Origin of the sequence: Alkaliflexus imshenetskii DSM 15055, assembly GCF_000517065.1 — a bacterium.
Lineage (GTDB): Bacteria > Bacteroidota > Bacteroidia > Bacteroidales > Marinilabiliaceae > Alkaliflexus > Alkaliflexus imshenetskii.
In genome coordinates, this window is sequence record NZ_KI912105.1 from 480161 (window position 1) to 495119 (window position 14959).

Annotated in this window: 17 protein-coding genes; 5 read left to right on the top strand and 12 right to left on the bottom strand. The window is 38.9% G+C overall.

What is annotated here, in order from left to right; genetic code table 11:
- Window positions 1-457 precede the first annotated feature (457 nt).
- Window positions 458-925 (top strand): hypothetical protein, encoded by a 468-nt coding sequence (locus ALKIM_RS0102115; protein WP_026473213.1) that lies wholly within the window; start codon window positions 458-460, stop codon window positions 923-925.
- A 2-nt stretch (window positions 926-927) separates the two neighbouring features.
- Window positions 928-2280, top strand: a complete 1353-nt coding sequence (locus ALKIM_RS0102120; RefSeq protein ID WP_026473214.1) for a hypothetical protein — start codon at window positions 928-930, stop codon at window positions 2278-2280.
- Window positions 2281-2582: 302 nt separating this feature from the next.
- Here the strand turns inward: ALKIM_RS0102120 and ALKIM_RS17290 are convergent, their stop codons facing one another.
- A complete protein-coding gene (locus tag ALKIM_RS17290) occupies window positions 2583-3767 on the bottom strand; it encodes an IS91 family transposase (protein ID WP_044117669.1) in 1185 nt (394 codons plus the stop codon).
- The gene (locus ALKIM_RS0102130; RefSeq protein WP_026473215.1) at window positions 3739-4653 is read right to left on the bottom strand and encodes a tyrosine-type recombinase/integrase; all 915 of its coding nucleotides are present in this window, start codon (window positions 4651-4653) and stop codon (window positions 3739-3741) included. Before ALKIM_RS0102130 ends, ALKIM_RS17290 begins: the two co-directional genes overlap by 29 nt.
- A 273-nt stretch (window positions 4654-4926) precedes the next feature.
- Between ALKIM_RS0102130 and ALKIM_RS0102135 the strand changes: the two genes are divergently transcribed.
- Both ALKIM_RS0102135 and ALKIM_RS0102140 read left to right on the top strand, forming a co-directional pair.
- Window positions 4927-5877 carry a HamA C-terminal domain-containing protein gene (locus ALKIM_RS0102135; RefSeq protein WP_026473216.1) on the top strand — a complete coding sequence of 317 codons (951 nt, stop codon included), beginning with the start codon at window positions 4927-4929 and terminating at the stop codon, window positions 5875-5877.
- Window positions 5874-8384, top strand: coding sequence for a DEAD/DEAH box helicase (locus tag ALKIM_RS0102140; RefSeq protein WP_026473217.1), 2511 nt, complete (start codon window positions 5874-5876; stop codon window positions 8382-8384). Before ALKIM_RS0102135 ends, ALKIM_RS0102140 begins: the two co-directional genes overlap by 4 nt.
- A 95-nt stretch (window positions 8385-8479) precedes the next feature.
- On the opposite strand, the gene ALKIM_RS0102145 is transcribed toward ALKIM_RS0102140, so the two are convergent.
- The 8 genes from ALKIM_RS0102145 to ALKIM_RS19755 form a co-directional block, all read right to left on the bottom strand.
- Entirely contained in the window at window positions 8480-8854 is a 375-nt protein-coding gene (locus ALKIM_RS0102145; RefSeq protein WP_026473218.1) for a group II intron maturase-specific domain-containing protein, read from the bottom strand.
- A 118-nt stretch (window positions 8855-8972) separates the two neighbouring features.
- A complete protein-coding gene (locus tag ALKIM_RS20305) occupies window positions 8973-9608 on the bottom strand; it encodes an IS66 family transposase (protein ID WP_262480541.1) in 636 nt (211 codons plus the stop codon).
- 58 nt (window positions 9609-9666) lie between these two features.
- The gene (locus tag ALKIM_RS20310; protein WP_026473220.1) at window positions 9667-9933 is read right to left on the bottom strand and encodes an IS66 family transposase; all 267 of its coding nucleotides are present in this window, start codon (window positions 9931-9933) and stop codon (window positions 9667-9669) included.
- Window positions 9837-10514, bottom strand: a complete 678-nt coding sequence (locus ALKIM_RS20215) for an IS66 family transposase (RefSeq protein ID WP_316932847.1) — start codon at window positions 10512-10514, stop codon at window positions 9837-9839. The genes ALKIM_RS20310 and ALKIM_RS20215 overlap by 97 nt, the downstream gene beginning before the upstream one ends.
- Entirely contained in the window at window positions 10511-10651 is a 141-nt protein-coding gene (locus ALKIM_RS20220) for a hypothetical protein (RefSeq protein ID WP_235714356.1), read from the bottom strand. The genes ALKIM_RS20215 and ALKIM_RS20220 overlap by 4 nt, the downstream gene beginning before the upstream one ends.
- Window positions 10652-11143: 492 nt before the next feature.
- Complete coding sequence (gene tnpA, locus ALKIM_RS17300; protein ID WP_235714357.1) at window positions 11144-11449, bottom strand: IS66 family insertion sequence element accessory protein TnpA; 306 nt, start codon at window positions 11447-11449, stop codon at window positions 11144-11146.
- A 53-nt stretch (window positions 11450-11502) separates the two neighbouring features.
- Window positions 11503-12423, bottom strand: coding sequence for a group II intron reverse transcriptase/maturase (ltrA, locus tag ALKIM_RS17305; RefSeq protein WP_052345245.1), 921 nt, complete (start codon window positions 12421-12423; stop codon window positions 11503-11505).
- A 363-nt stretch (window positions 12424-12786) separates the two neighbouring features.
- Complete coding sequence (locus tag ALKIM_RS19755; RefSeq protein WP_157363697.1) at window positions 12787-12960, bottom strand: hypothetical protein; 174 nt, start codon at window positions 12958-12960, stop codon at window positions 12787-12789.
- A 258-nt stretch (window positions 12961-13218) separates the two neighbouring features.
- On the opposite strand from ALKIM_RS19755, the gene ALKIM_RS0102185 reads away from it, so the two are divergent.
- Complete coding sequence (locus ALKIM_RS0102185; RefSeq protein ID WP_026473222.1) at window positions 13219-13998, top strand: hypothetical protein; 780 nt, start codon at window positions 13219-13221, stop codon at window positions 13996-13998.
- 269 nt (window positions 13999-14267) lie between these two features.
- Here the strand turns inward: ALKIM_RS0102185 and ALKIM_RS17310 are convergent, their stop codons facing one another.
- Both ALKIM_RS17310 and ALKIM_RS20315 read right to left on the bottom strand, forming a co-directional pair.
- The gene (locus ALKIM_RS17310; RefSeq protein WP_218916652.1) at window positions 14268-14750 is read right to left on the bottom strand and encodes an ATP-binding protein; all 483 of its coding nucleotides are present in this window, start codon (window positions 14748-14750) and stop codon (window positions 14268-14270) included.
- Window positions 14696-14959 (bottom strand): ATP-binding protein (locus ALKIM_RS20315; protein ID WP_218916653.1); only part of this gene is annotated, 264 nt, incomplete at its 5' end. The genes ALKIM_RS20315 and ALKIM_RS17310, both read right to left, overlap by 55 nt.

A 14959-nucleotide genomic window follows, 5' to 3' on the forward strand; every position in this document is an offset into this window, starting at 1 on the left:
ACGACACCTCTACGATGGTTCAATCGCTACTCATTCGTCTCCAGTAGTCTATACCTGATAAAGTCGGTCGTACAACTGACCCCTTTACCGTTTCCATGACGCTCAGTACCGTCCTCTTGAAAAGGCAGCACCTCATGGTGGTTTGGCAAATCCTCCTGCAAGGCCTTTGCCGAGAGACCATATCGAAGTAAAACTCCAATACCCTCTCATCTTGATTGCAGTTATGTTACTCAAATTCAAAGAACATTTCTTAAATTGTATCCCTGAGTAACGACAGGACACACAAACGGGTTACAACATCATATATAAAATATTGGGGTTTAGATGCTTATGCGAGCCTTTCTGCCCCGCACCAACTTTTGTAACGGCAGACAATTATGTCGCCCGCAGCCCCAACATTTCATATATGTGACCGTTGGGTGCCATAATAACGAGAAACATCAATAAGGTTTGAAATATGAGACAAATCAATCTTACAGATAAATGGAGTGTTGGAATTTTTATCTACTATTCACTTTTATTCTTAGCCTCACTAGGTTTATTAATTTGCTATTTCAGTAGTTCTATTCAGCAGGAGACAGATGTATATTTATATTCATCTTTAGCTGGATTACTTGGTGCATCAATATTCTATATTAGAAAACTCTACAAAGACTGCTTTATGGATAATAAAGTTTCACAGGAAGATAATAAACTAAAAAGAATTGCAACAGTAATCTATTTTGTATCAAGACCATTTTTTGCAGTTGCATTTTCCATTATGATAATAATTGGCATAAAGGCAGGTTTTATTATTATATCTACCTCTGAAAATGCAATCAATATGGAAAACTTTATTTATGTTTCAGTTTTTCTTTCATTTATTGGAGGTTTTCGTGTTGGAAAAGTAATAAACAAATTCGAAAACTTCGAAATAATCAAGTAAATATGGATACCATAGAAAGTATAAAAGAATTAGAAACAATTGCAAAAAAAATTCTTGACGCAAAAAAAATTGCTAGGCCAAGAAGGCCAATTGTAATTGAATTCTGTGGAACACCTAAAGCTGGAAAAACTTCTTGTTTGTCATCATTAAATTTATTTCTTAAACGAAATGGATTTAAAACAAAAGTATTAACAGAAAGAGCCAGTGTATGTCCAATTAGAGACAAGTATAATCCGAGTTTTAACCTTTGGAATCTTTTTTCATCTAGTGCTGAGCTTTTAGAAAATTTTGTTGAAAAAGCCAGAGAAATAGATGTAATACTTTGTGATAGAAGCATATTTGACTGTTTATGCTGGTTTCATTGGTTTAAAAAATATGACCACATTAACTCAGACGATTTCGCTGTTATAGAGGCCTTCCTCACAATGGGTAAATATCGAACAATGTTCGATTTAATTTATGTTTTTAAGACTTCGCCTCAAGTTGCACTTGAAAGAGAATACGCAAATCTACTGACCCGCAAGACTGGTTCTATAATGAATAATACTGTTCTTACTGAGTACAATCTATGTTTAGACACTGCCCGTTCCAAATATGAACAAACCTTTAGGTGTATTAGAGAAATCAATACAGATGAAAAGAGCCAGAATCTTGTTAGCAAGGATGTTACAAATGAAGTTTTAATGAATTTGTATGAACTTGTTGTTGAGAAAGTTGCATATGTTAGTCGTAGCGTACTTAAAGATTATGAAAATACTAATTTCTGGAGAAGTTCCTCAATGCTTGAAAAATTAGAATTACAATTCAATTATAGAGATAAAGTTGAGGAGAACAATGAGTTAGTACAGCCAATTCCAATATTAGTTTTGACAGATGAAAGCAGTAAGAACGTTTTAGTTGCAAGAAAGAAACCTAGCGCTTTAAGCAAGAAATCACCAGAAAAAGATATGTTACTTCTATATTTTGGTGGTCATGTTCGAGTTGAGGATAAACTCCATGAATACAAGACTTCACAAACACTTTATACCGCATTAAGTCGCGAAATTCAGGAAGAACTAGGTATAACATTAAATATTTCTTCAATTAGTGCAGAACCATTGTTCATTTGGTTAAAAGACAATGAAAGAAGTGAAAAACACTTAGCTGTTTGTTTTCTCTATAAGGCAGACTTTAGTCATCATAAGATAAAGCTTGACGAGTACGAGTTTGTGCAAAAGACAGGAACATCTGATAGTGGTAAAATATTTGAAATATCATCGCTTGAAATAGACAAATTTGAAAGATGGTCTAGAATTATTATGAACGAACTTTTAGATTATAAAGGGATTTCATCTCAACTAGATTTGTTTAAATAAATTACGGCACCCAATATATAGGAATATGAGCGGTCGGAACGACCCAGCGATTATTCCAGGTTGAACGACATCCCGTCAGGACTACAACTGGTAACTATGGGCTTTTTGTTGGTTTTTGATGTTTTTGGCAAGAACGCCTATGCTGCGATCGTACTGTTTTTAACCTTATCGGTTTAAGAGAAGAGTGGTCTTTGTGTTTCAAATGTTGAAAACCAGCTTCTTTTGGGCTTAAAACCCACCGTCAAGGCAATACGATGCCGAACCTCATGTGAATGAAGTTTTTAAAGGGAATGTAATGTTGGTTACTGCAACTTATCAAAAAGCATAGAAGGCAGATGCCCTGCGGGTGACCGAATCCTGGGCAGGGTTCTGATGACAATCAGACGACCCGTTTTGCAATGCGGACATTTGGTTATGTCAAATCCTGTCAATCTTAAAATGCGCTCTGGAGCCGTTTCGGGCTTTTGTTTAGCTGTCATCTGGTCAATGTCAGGCTTTTCATCGGGCACAAATTGCAAATCCAGATGGAGTTTTGTGGTGTGATGATAAATGCCGAACCGACGGATACGCACGTAACCATCTGGCATAACATGCAAAGAGAATCGACGCAGAAACTCTTCTCCTTTCAGGGATACCGGTTTTATTTGTGCGCGGTCGCGGTAGTCTTTAGCTACGAAAGTGACGTTTGTTGAGTCAACATTCAATATCCGCTGGTTGCTGATGGCAATGCGATGGGTGTATTGCCCCAGATACCTGATGACATGTTCGGCGCCAGCCATTGAGGGTTCGCAATAGACGACCCACTTTTTTTGATGAGCCGCTTCAATGCAGACTTTGAAGCCATCCATTGCAGATAGTTTTCGCAGTTCTCTTTTTATGCTGTCCAGAAATTTACCTTTAAAGGCAGCACTCAACTGGTGCACCGGATAGAGATAATTTTCATATTTGCCGATGTGGCGCCATTTTCCCGACAACGAGTATCCTGCTGCCGGAACAATGCAGTGCAAGTGCGGATGCAATGAAAGGTTCTGCCCCCAAGTGTGTAACACCGCAACGGCTCCGGTTTCACAACCGTAATGCGTGTACCCAAAGCTGCGCAGTATACCTCTGGTGGCGTGGAACAAAATATTGCAATAAAGTCTCCTGTCCCAAAGATAAATCTGGTTGAGCTCATGAGGCACGGTGAAAATGAGATGGTAGTGTTTGACTGCAAGTGTTGATTTAATCAGCTTTTCAATCCAGAGCGCCTGTTTGGTTCCCTGACACTTGGGGCAATGTCGGTCGCGACAGCTGTTGTAACGGTAGTGTATGACTCCGCAATCATCACACACCTGCTCATGTCCACCCAAAGCGGCCGTACGGCACTGCACAAGGTTGTGAAAGACTTTGATTTGCTTGGGCGATAACTCCCCGCTCTGCAACAAACTTCCTCCAAATTGGCAAACAACATCAGCCAGTTCATGCTTGCTTTTGTATGGCTTTTCCATAGAGTGTGTCTAAGGGGCTGTGAGGAGTGATATGCTGACACTGGGCTGTGTGAAGATAAATCATGGTTGTTGTGATGTCGGCATGACCCAAAAGCTCCTGTAAGGTTACAATGTTTAAGCCCTGCTCCAATAAATGGGTTGCATACGTGTGGCGTAAGGAGTGAAGGTTCACGTTTTTAGAGATGGTGGTTTTTTTAAGGCTTTCCCGCATAACCCAGGATAATCCTTTGACGCTGTAGCGACCATCAGCCTCTTTGCCATTGAATAGCCAAACATGCGGATTCTCGGCTCTGAGATATTTTTTGAGCCCGATGACCATTATGGCGGACAAAGGCACAATCCGATCTTTCTTGTATTTGCTCTGGCGGATGTGGATGACCATGCGCTCAAAGTCAATATCGGATATCTTAAGGTTGATGACCTCTTGCCCCCGTAATCCGGCAGAATAGATCAGCGTAAGGATAATTCGGTGCTTAAGCAGCGTAGGTGCCGAAAATAGCATCTTTAGCTCCTGGCGGTTCAGCACAACCGGCAACTTGCTCTCTTGCTTTAATGAAGGCAAAGCAATGGCCTTTTTGTTCATGCCCAGCAAACGGTAGTAATACCTTAGGCCATAAACCATGTGCTTGAAACTGCTCCGCGAAGGAGCCTTGACATCGCGTGCCAAAGCCACCAGATACTCGTTGATTTCATCTTCGGTGACGTCTTCGGGCAGTTGTTTAAAATGGATAACAAACAGCGCTATGCGCCGAATGTAATTATTCAGAGTGCTCTGACTCGGTCCACGAAGTACCACCTGATGCTCCATCTTTAAAGCCCTGGCCTTAAACTCCGGAACCAGAACGAAGGCGCGCTCTACAATCGTTAAGGTTGATTTCATTTTCATAACTGCATAATTTAAAAATGAGTAATGCAGTTATAACGGCTTGCATCTAAAAAGATTAATGCTATTTTTGAAAGAGGCTATCCCGGAGGGATTTAGTTCAACATAATATATAAAACATTGGGGTTTAAGCGGTTACTTGAAGGTTTCTGCCCCGCATCAGCTTTTGTAACGGCAGACAGTGACGAAGCCCGCAATCCCCAACGTTTCATACACGTGACCGTTACCAGCTATTTTAAAACGAAATCTATTAATAACAAATTTGAATTCTAGAAGATGAATTGGATTGAAGAAGCAATACAAAACCTACTTATAAAGGGAGAAGGAGAAATCTTTTCTAGAATTGAAACCATTGGTAGTAATTTAGAAATAGACGGAACTGAAGCTCAAGCCTATTGCTATGGACTGAAACTAGATGGGCAAGGTAATCCGAGGACAAAGGATTTAATTGAATTTGTAGCTTCAAAGCTTATCGACTATTCAATTCCTAAAAAATTACAGGATGAAGCAAAAGAACAACTAAATAAAACAGGTTCAACCTCGAAAATAGTTGAATTAGGGATGATAGCAAAACATCTTTTTACAGACCTTGAGAAAACTGGTGAATTTGGAGAAATATTACTCTATATTTTAGTTCAGGAAATTTTAGAATTACCACAACTAATAAGTAAAATGTCACTAAAAACATCAGGTAAATTGCATTATCAAGGAGCTGATGGTATTCACGTCAAATTTGATGAAACAGATAATTCTCTTTCATTATATTGGGGTGAATCAAAAATGGAACAGACAATTTCTTCTGGGTTAAAAAATTGTTTTGATAGCTTAAAATCTTTTCTTCTTGACACCTATGGGCACGACTCAACACAAACAAGAGATTTACATCTAATAACTAGCAATATTGCTGATAACTTAAATAATCCAAAACTAGAAGATATTCTAGTTCGGTACTTTGATTTAGATGACGACTTATCAAACAAGCTTAAATACAAAGGGGTCTGTTTTGTAGGTTTTGATTCTAAAAATTACCCGAAATCTCCTTTGGAAAAAAACACCAAAGAACTTATTGAGGTATTTCAATTAGAGATGTCAAACTGGCTTAAAAGTTCAGGTAAACAAATTAAAAAACATCCAAATTTAGAGAAATTCGAAATTCATTTATTTCTAATTCCATTTCCGTCAGTTCAAGAGTTTAGAACTCATTTTCTAAAAACTATTGCAATATGATAGCTGATAAAGTTTTTAATCTAGAAAGTTTTAAAAGACAATATAAATCAATTATTGCAATTTCTGTAAGTAGCACAATTAAGAATTTAAAATGGAAGGTTGATTTTGAGGAATTGAATGGACTAATAAATTGGAATAATATTTTAGGGATAGCAAGTATTTTGAGTCATTCTGAATCAAGCAAACATTTAGAAGCAGCTCTTAGAATTGCTCAAACTTGTTTAAACTTAAATCTTGAAGATAGTCAAAAAAATGCTTCAGTCGTAATACTTGAAAACTTGACAAATATTCCAGCACTTAAACTAGCTGTAAAAAGAAATCTTATCAAAGAGAATTATGAAGATGAATTGCCACTTCCATTCAAGTTGCAAACAAATAGAATTAAGATTGAAAACTCTATATTGTTTGAAGACCAAATTATATCATTAAATCGATTTCAAAAAAAGGTTTTTGATTCATCAAAAAAGAATAATTCAATTAGCATTTCTGCTCCAACATCATCTGGAAAGTCTTTTATCCTTTATCAGCTTTTACTTGATGAATTAAAAAACAAGGAGAAAACAATTGTTTATATTGTTCCTACTAGAGCATTAATTAGTCAGGTTGAGGACGATTTAAGAATTCTTTTGAAAGAGAATAATATTGATAATGTAAATTTAACGACTGTTCCTCTTAATTATAATAGCAATGGCGAAACAAATTTATTTGTATTTACTCAAGAAAGACTTCATTGGTATTTATTACAATCGGATAATCCAAAAGTAGACTTTTTACTTGTTGACGAAGCTCATAAAATTGATAACAGTAACAGGGGGATACTTTTACAAAGAAAAATTGAAGAAGTTATTGACAGAAATCCAGAAGTAAGATTGTTTTTCTCTAGCCCATTTACTTCGAACCCAGAAATACTTCTCGAAAATATTGGTGAGTCCAAATCTAAGGACACAATCAATACAGAGTTTGTAGCTGTAAATCAGAATTTACTCTATGTTACACAAGTAAAAAACAAACCTAAAGAATGGGAAATCGAATTAATCTTAAAAGATGAAATAATTGAAATTGGGAATATAACACTGCAAGATAGACCAACAAATGAAGCAAAAAAAATTGCACTAATTACAAAAGCAATATCAGGCGAAAATAACGGGAATTTGATTTATTTAAATGGAGCAGCTGAATCTGAAAAATTTGCCAAAATTTTAACCCAATTAGTTGAAAAAGAATCTAGCAGTCCAAAAGTAAAAGAACTTATTAAACTAGTTAAAACAACGATTCATAAAGAGTATATTCTAGGAAAGGTTTTGGAAAATAAGATTGCCTTTCATTATGGCAACATGCCATTGTTAGTTCGACAAGAAATAGAAAGACTATTTAAAGAAAACGAAATCCAGTATTTAGTTTGCACATCAACTTTACTTGAAGGCGTTAATTTACCCGCTACTGCTGTTTTTATTAGAAAACCTACCAGAGGAAAAGGTAAACCTTTAAACGAAAATGACTTTTGGAATCTTGCTGGTAGAGCTGGAAGGTGGGGTAAAGAGTTTAGTGGTAATATCATTTGTATTGAGCCAAATTTATGGGGTATTAGACCATCGCCTGAAAAAAAGAAACAAAAAATAGAAAAAGCAATTGATACAATTGAAAATTCAAAAGCAGATGATTTAGTTAATTATATAAAAAGTGGAAGTCCAAGGATAGTAGCAGAGAGTAATCAAGAGTTCGAATTTGCATTTAGTTATTATTACTCAAAATATCTTCAAAATAAACTTAACCCAAATTCTAAATTCCACAAAGAATTAGAAAGTTTATTCATCTCAATTCAAGATAGTATTACTATTCCACAAGAAATTATTTTTAGAAATCCTGGTATTTCACCAATTGCACAACAGGAACTACTCGATTATTTTAAAACAAAAATGTATTCACCAGAAGAACTTATTCCAGTTTATCCCGAAGATGTAAATAGTTATAATGAGTATATTAAATTAATAGGTAGAATTGGCAAAACTTTGGCTTTCTTCCCACCACAATTAAATGCGCCTAGGTCTATACTTTTGATTAACTGGATGTCAGGAAAGCCCTTGTCATATTTGATAAGTAGTTCATATAAGAATTATTTAGAAAAAGGAAAGAAAATATCAATTGATAAAGTGTGTAGGGATACTATGGATGAAGTAGAAAATTTTGCAAGATTTCGTTTTGCTAAGGAATCAAGTTGTTACATCGATATTTTAAAATATTACCTAAGAAATATTGACAGAGCGGATTTAATTGAATTAATACCTGATTTAAACTTATGGTTAGAATTTGGTGTTTCCCAGACAACACAACTGTCCTTACTTTCTTTAGGTTTGAGTAGAAATACCGTTATCGCTTTGACTGAATTTATTACAAATACAGAACTTACAAAGGAACAGTCATTAAAATGGTTAGAGAATGCGGACTTTGAATTATTAAATTTATCACCTATAGTGATGGCGGACATTGAAAAAATAATAATAAAGTAAATAAGTCGAGTAGGTAAAGGGGAATCTCACCCCTAAACCTCTCACAGAACCGTACGTGACAGTCTCCCGTCATACGGCTCTTCCCGCCCAAGTCGCTATGGACGAAAACCATACTGCCAATGCACAAACGTGTTAGGATACTGTCTGGCTACATTGCACAGCCATCTAAAAGCATGTGTTTTGATTTTCTTCCTGAACCTTCGGTATTTGTTCCTTACCCACATCATAAGACGATAATTTAGAACCCTGAAAACCTTGCGCATCTCGGAAAACCTGAACTTCCCATAGTAATTTATCCAGCCTCGTATCTTGGGCTCAAGCAGTATGGCAATGTCATGTATAGAGAATTGCACCATGCGGTGAATTTTCAACTTATACAGGGTTTGACCTATACGCTTTCGCCGTTTGTTACTTATAGCCGGGGTAAAGCTTAAATGGGCTTTTCGCCCCTTATCCTTTATCGTATGCATTCGGTCTGCCACGTATTGTAAAAGTAAGAAAAATCCCTAAGCCGGAAGGCCGACCTAGGGTGGTGAAGTGTTCTAAAGTGTAGTGGAATCTATTAGAATCTTTTGGAATAAGTTGGATTTAGTTGGAATCCTTTGGAAAATTCTGACACTTGTTTGAGAGTTTCCAATTGTGTGGCAAAAGATCTGCTAAGTCCAGTTCATAATTGTTGTTGTACAAAGCAATCTTACTAAAGACATCCGTTAACCATTCTCTGGGGTTCACATCGCAGGCCTTGCAGCAGCCCAGCAACGAATACATAATGGCCGCATTTTCGGCCGACTCGTGGTTGCCGCAAAACAGAAATCCTTTTCGACCCACAGCCAAAGGACGGATGGCATTTTCGGCCAAATTGTTGTCTGGAAGGTATCGACCATCCAAGTGATAGCGAGATAAGCGCTCAAAGAGATTGTAGGTATAGCTCAAGGCCTTGCTCATGCGGCCACCGGGTATGGCTTTGGGGTGATAAGCCACAATCCATTTCTCAAATCCACGCATGATTGGGTAAGCCAACCTTTTTCGCAGCTCTGAACGTTGTTCGTACGTCATGGATTCATCGTTGGCCATTTGCTCCACCTGGTACAATTTGGCAATTTGTGCCAAAAGCATACTCTGCTCCGTTTTTGTCTTCCAGGAAGCTTTCGGTGAATTTACGGCGTGCGTGTGCCCAGCACCCAAGCAGCAAAACACCCTTTCTTTTGCTCGTAGATGGAGTATGCCTTGGTACCCGTCAGTTTGAACGGCTCCCTGAAAATGCTTTTAAAAAATCCACCGACTACCCTTTTGGGCCCGGGAACCCTTTGTCGTAGTGAAAGAATACAAGGTTGTTCATAACGGAACGAACCATCCATAGATAGGCTTTAGTGGCTTTGTGTTTTTCATTGTCTACCACCGGTATGGTGCTCTCATCTACCTGAATGTAGTCCGATTCTAAAACAAGATCCTTTAAACGAAGATAAAGGGCACGAAGTAAATCACTCCCTCCTTGGAACCAACCATTAACCGTTGATGCAGGCAGCTTAACATCGACCATTTTGAGCATAGCAATCTGCCGATGAAATGGCAAATGATAAAATATTTGTTCATCAACAGTTCTGCCAACAAAGAAGCACCGGCATTGCTGCGGGGCAACGGCAGCAAAGGCATAGGTGCGATACGTACGGCAGGTGCTTCTTCTTGTTCGGATTGGTCTTGTGCCTGGGCGGCTATGGGTTTAACGGCGTATTTGGGACGCTCTATGCGACGCACATACAGCTCTCCGGGCTTAAACTCGAGGATTTCAGTTGCTTCTATGCCAATACGAACCCAGTTGGCTCGCAGGTCTTCGGGCTCTATGACTTCGATCTCGCGTCTGAGATGCTCTGGCAAAGGAAGACGAACGGCGCTCTTCTTTTCCCGAACAACTTTACGACGCTCGTACTCGATCAACTCCATTTCAGCTTTTTCAATAGCGATCTTCTCTTGGGGCAGAGCATCAATCCCATCAAAGTCAAGCTTTCTTTGGTTGGGGTCTTCTTTTATGAACTTCTCTGAGGACTTGCTAAAAAACTTGTGGCGAAACCAGGCCAGTTGATCGGTGAGCTTCTTAATTTCCTGATCCTTTTGAACGACTTCAGAGCTCAGTTTTGGTTCTGGGCTTCGAGGGTGTCCAGGGTACCATTGTCGATTTTTCGCAGCCGGGAAAGCTCCTGGAAGAGTTCGTCTCTTTCCTGAAGAAGCGCCTGAACCAACTTGTCGTTGTCGCTTGATAAATCGCTCATTATCCCTGTTTGATTCAGGGGCTAAAAAGTAATAAAAACAAAAGGTTTAAAGCCTATTTTTAACCAAACCAATAACCCTTTCAAAATCCTTCTCTTTGTTGCGGTTTAAAATTTTGGTTTTCTGGGGGTAACATTTTTTCCCTTTAATCATTAATTCTTGCCAGTTGATAGCAATAGTGCCTAGCCGTCATCAAAGCTGGGCAATTTAATGATTCATCCGTCGAGTTTGCTTTGACAGATATCTAACCCGCCATCCTCTAGGTGCGTTATGTTCATAGTGGTAAGTCGATTGCAGATGAAAAATAAAGATCTCGCCACTTTGTACCTCACGCTTCATTTACGAGGTGACGATACCGCTGAGGGTGTAAAAACTCTTGCGCATATCAATGGCTGCAGGATATAGAATGTATTTGAGTTTTCCATGCAAATGAAACATCGGCCATTAATCAAAGAGGTGAACAATTGCTTTTAATAATCGCAGGTCCGATGTTTTCAGCGGATTACCATCTTTGTTCCGTTGGGAAAGACAAGTTCAACAGGTGCCTGTGAAATGCTTAAACCATCGGTTTTGTTCGTGGCTATCGCAACGTGCTTGTTGTGTTTTGTTTTTTGCGTCGGTGCCGAGTCGATTACCAGTGGAACCAAGCGCTCAGGTGCTTCTTGCGCTGTATTCCCCAACTGCTTTCTCCAGTAATAAAAAGTAGAAGGGGATAAAGCCTGATTGGAGCAGAAGTCTCGTACGCTTAAACTGGATTCCTGATACTCTTGATAGAGTTGCTTGAAGGTCGTATGTGTCATCCTCATTTTTTGCCTTCAAAGAAACGACTGCTTAGCTTTGATGACAATATGTACTAGGCCGAATGCTTACCCTTTATCCATCTTGGCTTAAAGGTAAAGCCCAAAAAGTCAAATTGGACATATTTGGGCTTAAATGGGGGGTGGTTTTTCTGATTGCGCTTACAGTAAACAATATTGGATTTCTCCTGCTTGATTTCCAGTTTACACCGTTGCATCCGTTGTTTTACCGCTGCCAATACATTTAAGGCCTCTTTGAAATGCTTGCAATGGATGATAATATCATCAGCATAACGTTCATAGGCGCAGTCGGGAAAAGTTTCCTCGAACCATGTGTCAAAGGCAAAATGCAAAAATATATTTGCCAACAAGGGAGATATTACACCCCCTTGTGGCGTGCCTTTGCCTTGCTTGGGTTCGATGCTTCCATCCCGCTTTTGTATCGGCGCATCGAGCCAGCGTTTCACATACATCAGAATGTGTTTGGATGTCGTGTACCGCTTAACTGCCCTGATAAGTAGCCGATGGTCAATGTTGTCGAAGAAACCTTTGATATCAAGGTCAATTGCCCAGTTATACTTTTGGCAGTTGGCCTGACATTGAGCTACCGCCATGTGCTGGCTCTTTTTGGGACGATACCCAAACGAGTTGGCACTGAAGTACGGTTCTACAATTTTCTCTAGTTCCTGACGGATGACCTCCTGTGCTACACGGTCTAATACAGTGGGGATGCCCAGTGCTCGTTTACTACCGTCTTCTTTGTTGATAAGTACCTCACGAACTGGCACAGGCATATAACTGCCGCTAGACATACGGTTCCATAAGGGATACAAATATTTCCCCGGATGCCGCTCGATTTCGACAATTTCGATATTGTCGACACCAGCGCTGCCGTCATTACTCTTTACCGCCTTAAAGGCGTCCCATGCCTGTCGCTTACTTATCGGTTGCGACTTTTGTTTCTCCTTGAAAATCATTCTAAATAATCCTTTCGATTATAAGTTGTAATACAATTTGAAACCGGACAGGTGGAGACCTTCGCTCCACTCCCATTACAGAAGCTTCAGCACTACTACGCTCCATCCGCCACTAGCTCTGCTGCATTGGTACTCTTGGCCTTTTCCTTCGAGTGGATTGTGAGCCTTCTCCCTTAACATCAGCTGAGTAGCTTCTCCTGTTCCGTAATCAAGCCCAGACTAAAGTTCACGCCATCTTTATGCCGATTGGCCAGACATCCTATAATACAGGTAATTTGATATCCTTGTCGCAAGCACACGTCCGAACACCTGCTTTTGACCAATAGTGTAGTTATTCACGACACCTCTACGATGGTTCAATCGCTACTCATTCGTCTCCAGTAGTCTATACCTGATAAAGTCGGTCGTACAACTGACCCCTTTACCGTTTCCATGACGCTCAGTACCGTCCTCTTGAAAAGGCAGCACCTCATGGTGGTTTGGCAAATCCTCCTGCAAGGCCTTTGCCGAGAGACCATATCGAAGTAAAAACTCCAATACCCTCTCATCTTGATTGCCGTTATGTTACTCAAATTCAAAGAACATTTCTTAAATTGTATCCCTGAGTAACGACAGGACACACGGATTTAGTTCAACATCGTATATAAAACATTTGGCAGTCAGTGGGTTATCGAGCGTTTCAGTCCGTATTAAAAGTAGTTGTAACTTGACAGGAAAGTGCTTCGAAATGCCAAACGTTTCATATACGCGACCGTTAGGGGGCATAATGAGACAACAAACTAACACTATAGAACCATGAGAAGAATATTGACAATTATTCTGTTATGTGGAATTATTAAACCAATTTTTTCACAAGCCTTACTAAATGAGCCAACAAACTCAGGAAATATTATAACCTTATTTAAAGATACTGATTTATCCAATTTTTTGCATCCAAAGCAAAGCAATCAATATAATCCCACCTATGATGGTGTAATAGGGAATAACTATCGGAGAATTCAGATATATTTTACTTCCATTGAAAAAACAAAAAATCCATATGTTTATTTTATTCAAGGAAAATCAAAGGTTGGGGACAATGTATTTCCATTTATAGGAGAGATTACATTGACACATGCAGTAAAAACTAATCAAGATATAATAGATAAAGAAATGGCATATGAAACAGGAAGAGTAAACGGTTATATTATAGGTAATTACACCTTTCGTGAAACATCAAAAGAAAAATCTACTGGAATTTTCAAAGGTGAAATTGAATTAATTTGGGGATTAGATGAATATGGGAATGTTGTAAGTTCATATACTGACAATTACGTTGTGTGTAAACATACTATCACATACAAAGGAATTTGGGAAAGTTATAATACTGCCAATAAACTAACTTGTTGTTGGTCTGATTATAAAATACCTTGTGTACCTAATGATTTTAATGTAAGTGATGGTCCTGATATAATTCCAAATGAGAAATATTCAAAAGGAGGGTGGGAGAATATTAGAAATATCTATACAAAATCTGAAAATTCACCCGAATGGAAAAAATCATTTGATGAAGAAAGAAAAGAATGGTGGAAATAAAGTCGAGTAGGTAAAGGGGAGTCTCACCCCTAAACCTCTCACAGAACCGTACGTGACAGTCTCCCGTCATACGGCTCTTCCCGCCCAAGTCGCTATGGACGAAAACCATATTGCCAATGCACAAACGTGTTAGGATAATGCCTGGCAACATTGCACAGCCATTTAAAGGCATGTGTTTTGATTTTCTGGGTATTTCGGTCATATTTGTGCCAGGCATTTCGGTCAAAATGTGCCAGTCTGAGAGATGGTGCAATAGTACAAAAAAAATGCTATTCGCTTGCTAAAATGCCCATCCTTAATGAGGGTCCATTTAGGTCAATTCGATGAGAGGAGTTTACCAGTCGGTCGAGTATTGCATCCGCAATCGTTCCTTCCCCGATAATGTCGTACCAAACCGAGACAGGTATTTGTGAAGCCACAATCGTTGTTTTCTTACCGTGTCTGTCTTCTATTATATCCATTAGCGACTCTCGGTCCTGCTTATCAAAAGCTTGCAGCCCAAAATCATCTAATATGAGAACATCCGTTTTGGCTAATTTATTGATGTCATTCATATACGTCCCATCCATTCTTGATATCTTAAGTCGCTTAAATAATCTGGATGTAATTGCATAAACCACCTTGTATTCCATCATACAAGCCTGATGGCCAAGAGCCTGAGCAAGGAAGCTCTTTCCAACCCCTGTTAGCCCGGTTATTATAACGTTTTCGTTTCTCTTGATAAAATCAAGCGAGGCCAGCCGTTGGAACATGTTTTATCAAGCGTTCTGGTGGCACTGTAATCGATGTCTGCAAGTGTGGCATTTTGTCTGAACCCGGCATGTTTAATAAGTCTGTTGATTTTCTTATTCTGACGCTCCTCCCATTCATGATCGGTAAGTAAGGCCAGGTATTCATCCGCAGTCAAAGTGTCTAACTGATTATTTTGACGTGCTGTAAATGCAAGTTTGCCATAGCGTTG

What these genes read in the sequence shown, in the direction of transcription:
- ALKIM_RS0102115 (WP_026473213.1), top strand. Translation starts at nt 458, where the DNA reads ATGAGACAAATCAATCTTACAGATAAATGGAGTGTTGGAATTTTTATC.
- ALKIM_RS0102120 (WP_026473214.1), top strand. Translation starts at nt 928, where the DNA reads ATGGATACCATAGAAAGTATAAAAGAATTAGAAACAATTGCAAAAAAA.
- ALKIM_RS17290 (WP_044117669.1), bottom strand. Translation starts at nt 3,767, where the DNA reads ATGGAAAAGCCATACAAAAGCAAGCATGAACTGGCTGATGTTGTTTGC.
- ALKIM_RS0102130 (WP_026473215.1), bottom strand. Translation starts at nt 4,653, where the DNA reads ATGAAAATGAAATCAACCTTAACGATTGTAGAGCGCGCCTTCGTTCTG.
- ALKIM_RS0102135 (WP_026473216.1), top strand. Translation starts at nt 4,927, where the DNA reads ATGAATTGGATTGAAGAAGCAATACAAAACCTACTTATAAAGGGAGAA.
- ALKIM_RS0102140 (WP_026473217.1), top strand. Translation starts at nt 5,874, where the DNA reads ATGATAGCTGATAAAGTTTTTAATCTAGAAAGTTTTAAAAGACAATAT.
- ALKIM_RS0102145 (WP_026473218.1), bottom strand. Translation starts at nt 8,854, where the DNA reads ATGCATACGATAAAGGATAAGGGGCGAAAAGCCCATTTAAGCTTTACC.
- ALKIM_RS20310 (WP_026473220.1), bottom strand. Translation starts at nt 9,933, where the DNA reads ATGCTCAAAATGGTCGATGTTAAGCTGCCTGCATCAACGGTTAATGGT.
- ALKIM_RS20220 (WP_235714356.1), bottom strand. Translation starts at nt 10,651, where the DNA reads ATGAGCGATTTATCAAGCGACAACGACAAGTTGGTTCAGGCGCTTCTT.
- tnpA (WP_235714357.1), bottom strand. Translation starts at nt 11,449, where the DNA reads ATGACACATACGACCTTCAAGCAACTCTATCAAGAGTATCAGGAATCC.
- ltrA (WP_052345245.1), bottom strand. Translation starts at nt 12,423, where the DNA reads ATGATTTTCAAGGAGAAACAAAAGTCGCAACCGATAAGTAAGCGACAG.
- ALKIM_RS0102185 (WP_026473222.1), top strand. Translation starts at nt 13,219, where the DNA reads ATGAGAAGAATATTGACAATTATTCTGTTATGTGGAATTATTAAACCA.
- ALKIM_RS17310 (WP_218916652.1), bottom strand. Translation starts at nt 14,750, where the DNA reads ATGTTCCAACGGCTGGCCTCGCTTGATTTTATCAAGAGAAACGAAAAC.